General features: G+C 61.8%; 7 protein-coding genes. 5 read left to right on the forward strand and 2 right to left on the reverse strand.

What is annotated here, in order from left to right:
• Positions 1-53 precede the first annotated feature (53 nt).
• The 3 genes from VFL62_RS08970 (at position 54) to VFL62_RS08980 (ending at position 3,575) form a co-directional block, all read left to right on the forward strand.
• On the forward strand, positions 54-1,682 hold the full coding sequence (locus tag VFL62_RS08970) for an MBL fold metallo-hydrolase (protein ID WP_325172015.1): 1,629 nt from the start codon (positions 54-56) through the stop codon (positions 1,680-1,682).
• A 172-nt stretch (positions 1,683-1,854) separates the two neighbouring features.
• Complete coding sequence (locus VFL62_RS08975; protein ID WP_325172016.1) at positions 1,855-2,046, forward strand: CsbD family protein; 192 nt, start codon at positions 1,855-1,857, stop codon at positions 2,044-2,046.
• Between the two features lie 347 nt (positions 2,047-2,393).
• The gene (locus VFL62_RS08980; protein ID WP_325172017.1) at positions 2,394-3,575 is read left to right on the forward strand and encodes a cytochrome P450; all 1,182 of its coding nucleotides are present in this window, start codon (positions 2,394-2,396) and stop codon (positions 3,573-3,575) included.
• A 748-nt stretch (positions 3,576-4,323) separates the two neighbouring features.
• Here the strand turns inward: VFL62_RS08980 and VFL62_RS08985 are convergent.
• Positions 4,324-5,109, reverse strand: a complete 786-nt coding sequence (locus VFL62_RS08985; protein WP_325172018.1) for an SDR family oxidoreductase — start codon at positions 5,107-5,109, stop codon at positions 4,324-4,326.
• 139 nt (positions 5,110-5,248) lie between these two features.
• Between VFL62_RS08985 and VFL62_RS08990 the strand changes: the two genes are divergently transcribed.
• Positions 5,249-5,953, forward strand: a complete 705-nt coding sequence (locus tag VFL62_RS08990) for a histidine phosphatase family protein (protein WP_325172019.1) — start codon at positions 5,249-5,251, stop codon at positions 5,951-5,953.
• A 36-nt stretch (positions 5,954-5,989) separates the two neighbouring features.
• Positions 5,990-6,757 carry an SDR family oxidoreductase gene (locus VFL62_RS08995; protein WP_325172020.1) on the forward strand — a complete coding sequence of 256 codons (768 nt, stop codon included), beginning with the start codon at positions 5,990-5,992 and terminating at the stop codon, positions 6,755-6,757.
• Positions 6,758-6,898: 141 nt separating this feature from the next.
• Here the strand turns inward: VFL62_RS08995 and VFL62_RS09000 are convergent.
• The coding region (locus VFL62_RS09000; protein WP_325172021.1) for a serine hydrolase domain-containing protein at positions 6,899-7,486 on the reverse strand (588 nt) is incomplete at its 5' end.

The raw sequence follows: 7,486 nt of genomic DNA on the forward strand, positions 1-7,486 counted from the left end.
GGATGCAAATGATAGAATCGGACCACTGGTCTGCGCCGCACGAAAGAATGCGAATGCCCTCCATCACATCAGTTCTGGGACGCGTCGCCGCCGCGGCGATGCTTGTCGGCCTTCTCGCCGCAATCGGCATTGTGCCCGCGATCGCCGCGGAGCCCGCTGCGCTGGTCGCCGCTGCGATTGAAAAGCAGGGCGGGGCGAAAAAACTCTCGGACATCGCCACGCTGTCGATCACAGCGCGGCACAAGCATTGGGATCCGCAGGAGACGCTGGAGCCCGATCAGGGCAACCGACTTGGCGGCGAGTCGCATTTCACATTATCGATGGATCTCGCGCAGAACCGCGCCCGTTACGACTGGGTTCGTCATCGCGTCGCGCCGATGAAGCGCACCTTCATCTATTCGGAAGTGTTCGCCGACGGTGCCGGCTTTGTTCTGGGCGAGGACAACATCGTGCTGTCCAAGCAAGCCAAGGAAACCAATCCGTCCCTGCACACGATGAGCGCCTCGCGGGTGATCGCGAACCGGCGCGAGTTCCACCGGCTGTCGCCGCGGCTTCTCGTGGAGATGCGGGATCATCCCGAGCGGCTTGCGGCGCTGCCGGACGAGGCTGTCGACGGCAAGACGCTTTCGGTGGTCAGCTACAAGGACGATGACGCTGAATGGCTCGTGTTGTTCGGCGATGACGGGCTGCCGGCGCGCATCCGCACCGTCGATGCCGACGGGGTCTGGGGTGACAGCAACTACGACATGATCCTGTCGGACTGGAGGGAAGTCGATGGCGTCAGGCTTGCCTTCGAACGGTCGTTCACGCTGAACGGTCACGAAGTGCAGCATATCTCTATTGAAGAAATCGTGCTCAATCCCGTGCTCGGCGCGGACCTGTTCCGGATTCCGAAGATCGTCGCCGAGACGGCGGCGAAACAGAAGGCGCCGGAGCAGGTCAACTATCAATGGATGCTGCGGCGGGCGAATTGGGGCTCGTTCATCGATACCGATCAACTCGCCTTCGATCCCGCGGTGGTGCCGGCAAACATCTGGACCCAGGTGAAACCGGGTATCTGGCACATCACCGGCGGCAGTCATCACACGCTGGTGGTCGAGATGAAAGACTATCTGGTGGCTTTCGATGCGCCGATTGCGAACGAAATGTCGCGGATGACGATTGCAGAAGCCGCGCGAAGATTTCCCGGCAAGTCGTTCAAATATCTTGTGCTGACGCACCATCACATGGACCACGTCAACGGCGCGCGCGCCTTTGCGGCGAGGGGCGCCGACCTCGTCTTTCCTTCCGGCGACCGGCAATATTTCGCCGCGCAGATGCGGGCGCCGAACCGGGTGCGCAACGACGAACTCTGGCAGAAGCCGCGCGAGGTCGGTCTGATCGAGGTCAGCGAGAAGACGACGCTGACCGACGGCATGCGACGGATCGATCTCTACGTGATCAACAATTCGCACGCCAGGAGTTCGCTGGTTGCGGTGATTCCGGATGCCGATTTCGGCTGGGTCGTCGACCTCTGGTCGCCGACCCGCGATATTCCCGGTGCGCTGGCCTCGCATCGCGAGTTCGTCGCAGGCTTGCGCAAGTTCGGCGTGATGCCGACGCTATGGGCCGGCGGTCACGGCACGGGCGCCGCGCCGATCAAGCCGTTGCTTGAGGCGCTGGAGAAGGGTGACAAGAGGTAGACGCGATCAGCACCGATAAGGTCGAACTGGCTTCGTGGGATGAGCGGACATCAGCTCACGGCCGGCGAGCAAGGGGAACCGCAATTGGTTCCCCTATCAAATCCTCGCTTTCAGTCGAACGATCACGGTCCTCGCATGTTCTCGCTATGGCAAGGCCATAAAGGAGAAGCAAATGGATCGCGAGCACGTGAAGGGAGTTGCCGACAAGGCCAAGGGCGCCGTCAAGGAAGGCGCAGGCAAGATCAGCGGCGACAAAGAACTGCAGAACGAAGGCAAGGTCGATAAGGCCAAGGGCGCAGCCCACAAGGCCGCGGGTGACGTCAAGGACGCCGCCCGTAGCGCGGCCGACACACTGAAAGATTAGCAAGACGATCTCATGGGCCGCCTCGTGAAGAGACGGCCCTTCTCATTCAGGCGATCGTGGCCACCGCGAGTCGACGTTCGTCATCGAACATTCGCAACCGGATTTGCCCCCGCCTTAGCCGACGCATCATAGCAGGCGTCAATCTCAAAGGTGCTTGAGCGCCGCAACTGCGCGGCCCTCTGCGCCTCCGCACGTGCAGGCCTGTCTCGGGAAGCTCAAGCTCAACCCGGCGGACCGCCTGACAAGAGATAGCGGGATCAGCGGCGCAGGCCACGATTGAACTGTCTTGCGCCGCCTGCCAGTATCGTCCAGCTTGGTAACATGCCAGTTCCAAGAAGGATCAGCTCATGTCCGAGAACCTGGCTCCCCTGGATGAGACCATTACGATCGCGGAACTCACGCGCGATCCCTATCCGATTTACCAGCGCCTCAGACGCGAAGCGCCTGTCTTAAGGGTTAAGTCCGTGGGTCGCACCTTCCTCACCAAGGCGGCCGACACCAAAACCGTGAAGGACAATGCGGCGTTGTTCAGCTCCGACGATCCGAACACGCCAATGAAGCGCGCCTTTCTGGCTCATACACTGATGCGAAAGGACCATGAAGAGCACCGGGCCGAACGCATGGCGATGATGCCGGCGCTGATGCCGAAGACGATCGAATCCGTTTGGGCGCCGCTGTACGAGAAGCAGGCCGCAGCCTACCTTGACCGTTTGCCGCGCGGTGAGGTGGTCGATCTCTTTCCCGCTCTTGCAGGGCCGCTTGCCGCGCGGATTCTGGCGCATGCGATGGGCGTGCCGGACGCGAGCGATGCGGACATGCAGCGGTGGTCGCAGACGCTGATCGACGGCGCCGGCAATTTTGGCTGGACGCCGGGGCCTTTCGATGCGACCGACATAGCCAACGCGGAGATGGACAAATGTATCCGCGCGAATGCCGAACGCGTGCGGGCCGAACCGGATTCCTCAGCGCTCTCCTTTATGGTGAACGCGAAGAATCCGATTCCAGAAAGCCAGATCATCGCCAACGTGAAGATCGCGATCGGCGGCGGCATCAACGAGCCGCGCGACGCCCTGCTGACGATCCTCTACGGCCTGCTGACAAATCCAGATCAGCTTGATGCCGTGCGCGCAGGCGAAAAATGGCGCTCCGCCTTTGAGGAAGGGATACGGTGGGTCGCGCCGATCCAGGCGAGTTCGCGGCTCGTCATGGAGGACACGGAGATTCGCGGCTTCTTGATTCCAAAGGGCGATACCGTGATGACCATCCAGGCTTCGGCCAACCGGGACGAAGACGTCTTCGAAGATGGCGAGAATTTCAACGCGCTCCGCGAGCCTAATCCTCATCAGGCCTTTGGCAACGGCCCGCATCATTGCGCGGGGGCGCACCTGTCGCGGCGAACCGTCGGCGCCATCCTGTTGCCGATGCTGTTCGAGCGCTTTCCGAATATCACCCTGGTTGATCCCGCGAGCGTGCGCTGGCACGGATTCGGATTCCGCGGCCCGCTCAACCTGCCGGTGCTCCTGCAATAGAATCAGTGCGCGTGCCGCCGAGTTGCGTCTTCAGCGGGTTAGCCATCATGACCCGACGGCCCGACGCGGTCGGACGCGGAGTTGGGGCACGACAGGGTACGGTGGCGCCAAACCGTTCACCGGTGATTTGCGCCGGCTGTCCATATCCCCCGGCGAAAATATTTCGCTTCGTCGTCCGGTAGAAGCAGACTTATTGATTCCGGCTATCCCGGCCCGCCAATGAGGGGCGTACGCGTCGTCACGAACGTTGGGTCGGGAAGCGATGGACGCGGATGGCACGCTCGACGAGGCGTGTCGTCGCGGACGGCGAAGTCGTGTGGGCCTGATATCCCGACGCTGATATCCGGTGCAACGTGAAAGCGTTGTCATCCACGGAGACAACAAAGCCCGGTCTCCGGGGCGAGCACGAAGGAAACCGTAAAACCATTGCGCAGGGAGTGCCGGAACGTTGCGGCGGACCTGTGGTGACTACACTCGTATGCTTTCTTTACTTGCATACGAGGCTGCGGGTGAGCCGATCGCCCGGCATTCCCTGCGCCCTCTGGTTTGAGGGCCTATTGCAAAACAAAACTCGGGCGCCGGAGCGCCGCGGGAATGCATCTGTATGTCCGATGAGATTGGATGGGGATCGTCATTGCGAGGAGCGGAGCGACGACGCAATCCAGTCCTTTTGCCGCAAGACAAAGCTGGATTGCTTCGCTTCGCTCGCAATGCCGGTCAAACTGGCGATCGAACGTCAAATCGAGCGTCAGATTGGCTTGCCCGCATAGGGCATCGACGCGGTGAGGCCGCCATCGACCGGAAACGCCTGGCCATTGACGTAGGAGGCTTCGTCGCTGAGCAGGAACAGGCCCATGGCCGCGAGTTCATGCGGCTGACCGGCGCGCTTCAGCGGATTGAGCTGGCCGATCTTGTCCTGGGTGCCGCGCTCCTTGGCACGGTCGAACACCGGCTTGGTCATGCCGGTTTCGATCAAGCCGGGGCAGACCGCATTGATGCGGACGCCGGTTCCCGACAGCGAATAGGCCGTGGTTTGCACCAAACTGATGACGCCGGCCTTGCTCGCTGCATACGGATGGCCGCTCGCGCCGGATTTCAATCCCGCGACCGAAGCCGTGCAAAGGATCGCGCCGTGTCCCTGTTTGATCATATGCGGGCTTGCGTATTTGATCGCCAGAAACGGCCCGATCAGGTTGATGCGCAGGATTTCCTGCCAGTGCTCCACCGTCTGTTCGGCGATCGGGACCAGCCCGCCGCTGATGCCGGCGTTAGCCCAGATCGCGTCGAGCTTGCCATAGGTGGAAACGGCCTTGTCGATAAAAGCGATCACATCTTTTTCGGAGCCTGCATCGGCCATGACCGCTTCCGCGGCGCCACCGGCCTTGCGCACCTGATCGACCGTGTCCTTCACGGCTTCGGTGCGATCGACCGCGATCAGTTTCGCACCTTCCTTGGCAAAGAGCAGCGCGGCCGCGCGTCCGATGCCGCTGCCGGCGCCGGTGATGATGACGGATTTGCCTTCGAGCCGGCCCATGTCGTTTCCTTTGGCTTGTTGAACAGCTTTTCGCCTTGCGGAATTTCAAACAAGGTTTCAAACGTCGATATCGAAACGTCAAAGCCACTTGAGACTTGTCGTCACTTTGACGTACCAACCTTATGTAAGGGTGTTCACGATGTCCAATGCCGATAAACCGGGAGTCGTTACCACGCGATGGTGGTGGGTTCGTCATGCGCCAGTGCGCATCGATGGCGGCAACATCTACGGCCAGACCGACATCGAATGCGACACCGGCGATCGCTACGTGTTCGAGGCGGTCGCGAAAGTATTGCCGCGGAGTGCGGTCTGGGTCGCGAGCAGCCTGCAACGCACGCATCAGACCGCGCAGGCGATCTGGGACACCGGATTTCCGAAACCTGTATCGATGGCAAAGGAGGCGGCCTTCGCCGAGCAGCATCTCGGACAATGGCAGGGGATGAATCGCGCCGCGTTTCATGCAAGCCGCCCACCCGGCAGCCACTGGTTTGCCGGGATCGACGAACCCGCGCCCGGCGGCGAAAGCTTCATGGATCTGTACAACCGGGTCCGCGACGCCATTCTGCGCATCGGCACCGAACATGCGGGCAAGGACGTGATCGCGGTTGGTCACGGCGGCACGATCAAGGCGGCGATCGGCCTTGCGCTCGGCGATCAGCCCGAGAAAGGTCTTGCCTTCGATATCGACAATTGCTCGGTGACGCGGCTCGATCACATCACAAGCCCCACGGTCAATGTCTGGCGTCTGCCGATGGTGAATCAGCAGCCTTGGGTCGCTGACGCCGCGCACAAGGCGATGCATCAGCCGGCGGGGCCGGAGGTGGCGACGAGCAAGCTCGCCTGATGGTCGACATGCGTGCGAAGGGGAGGAAAAAAGAAAATGAATTTGTTCGATCTATCGGGAAAAATCGCCGTCATCACCGGCTCCTCGCGCGGCATCGGGCGCGCGATCGCTGAACACATGGCTGAGCACGGCGCCAAGGTGGTGATTTCCTCGCGCAAGCAGGCAGCCTGCGATGAGGTTGCCAAAGCGATCAACGACAAGGCCGGCAAACAGGTCGCGCTTGCGGTGGCCGCCAACATCTCGACCAAGGACGATCTCAAACACCTGGTCGAGGAGACCAACCGCGTCTTCGGCGCCATCGACACGCTGGTGTGCAACGCGGCGTCCAATCCGTATTACGGACCGCAGGCCGGCATTTCCGACGACCAGTTCCGCAAGATCCTCGACAACAACATCGTCGCCAATCACTGGCTGATCTCGCTGGTGGTGCCGCAGATGATCGCGCGCAAGGACGGCACGATCACCATCATCTCGTCGATTGGCGGGCTGAAGGGCTCGACCGTGCTCGGCGCCTATGCGATTTCCAAGGCTGCCGACATGCAGCTCGCCCGCAATCTCGCCTGCGAATACGGCCAGCACAATATTCGCGTGAATTGCATCGCGCCGGGCCTGATCAAGACCGATTTTGCCCGCGCGCTCTGGGAAAATCCGGAGACGCTGAAAGCCTCCACCGCGCGCTCGCCGCTGCTGCGGATCGGCGAACCCGACGAGATCGCGGGCGCTGCGGTGTTTCTCGCCTCCCGCGCCGGCTCGTTCACGACCGGCCAGGCCATCGTGATCGACGGCGGCGCGACGATCAGTTGATGTCGGGTGCGGCGTGTGGGCCAACTCTTTCGTCATGGCCGGGCTTGACCCGGCGATCCACGCTTGGCCTTAGCGGGAAATAAGACGTGGATGCCCGGCACGAGGCCGGGCATGACGGTGGGAGATATCGGTTTCGCCCGGCTACTCCATGGCCGCGTAGACGAGGTTGCGCACCAGCGTGCGGGTGTAGACCCGCTGGCCCGGGGCCTGCGACATGAAGATCGCGAACATGTCTTCCCTCGGGTCGATCCAGAAGAACGTGCCGCCCATGCCGCTCCAGAAGTACTGGCCGACCGAGCCCGAAAACGGCGCGATGCCCGGTTGAGTGCGGACGCCAAAGCCGAGTCCGAAACTGTGCCCCGGTTGCGTCAGCGTGCCCTGAATTTTCACGCTCGGATCGAGGTGGTCCGATGTCATGAGGTCGAGCGTCTTGCGCCCGATGATCCTGCTGCCACCGAGTTCGCCGCCGTTGAGCAGCATCTGGCAGAAGCGTGCATAATCCATGGTGGTGGAGACGAGCCCGCCGCCGCCGGATTCCATCACCGGCTTTTCGAGCATATCGAAGAGCTGCACCTTGTCGCCGGTCCAGGGATCGGCGGCGAACGGTTCGGCCAAACGGTGTGCATTTTCGTCGCCGGTGTAAAAAGCGGTTTCGGTCATTTGCAGCGGCGCGAGAATGCGCGTGGTGAGGAATGCGCCGAGTGATTTTCCGCTGACGATTTCGATCAG

Origin of the sequence: Bradyrhizobium sp. (genome assembly GCF_035701725.1) — a bacterium.
Lineage (GTDB): Bacteria > Pseudomonadota > Alphaproteobacteria > Rhizobiales > Xanthobacteraceae > Bradyrhizobium.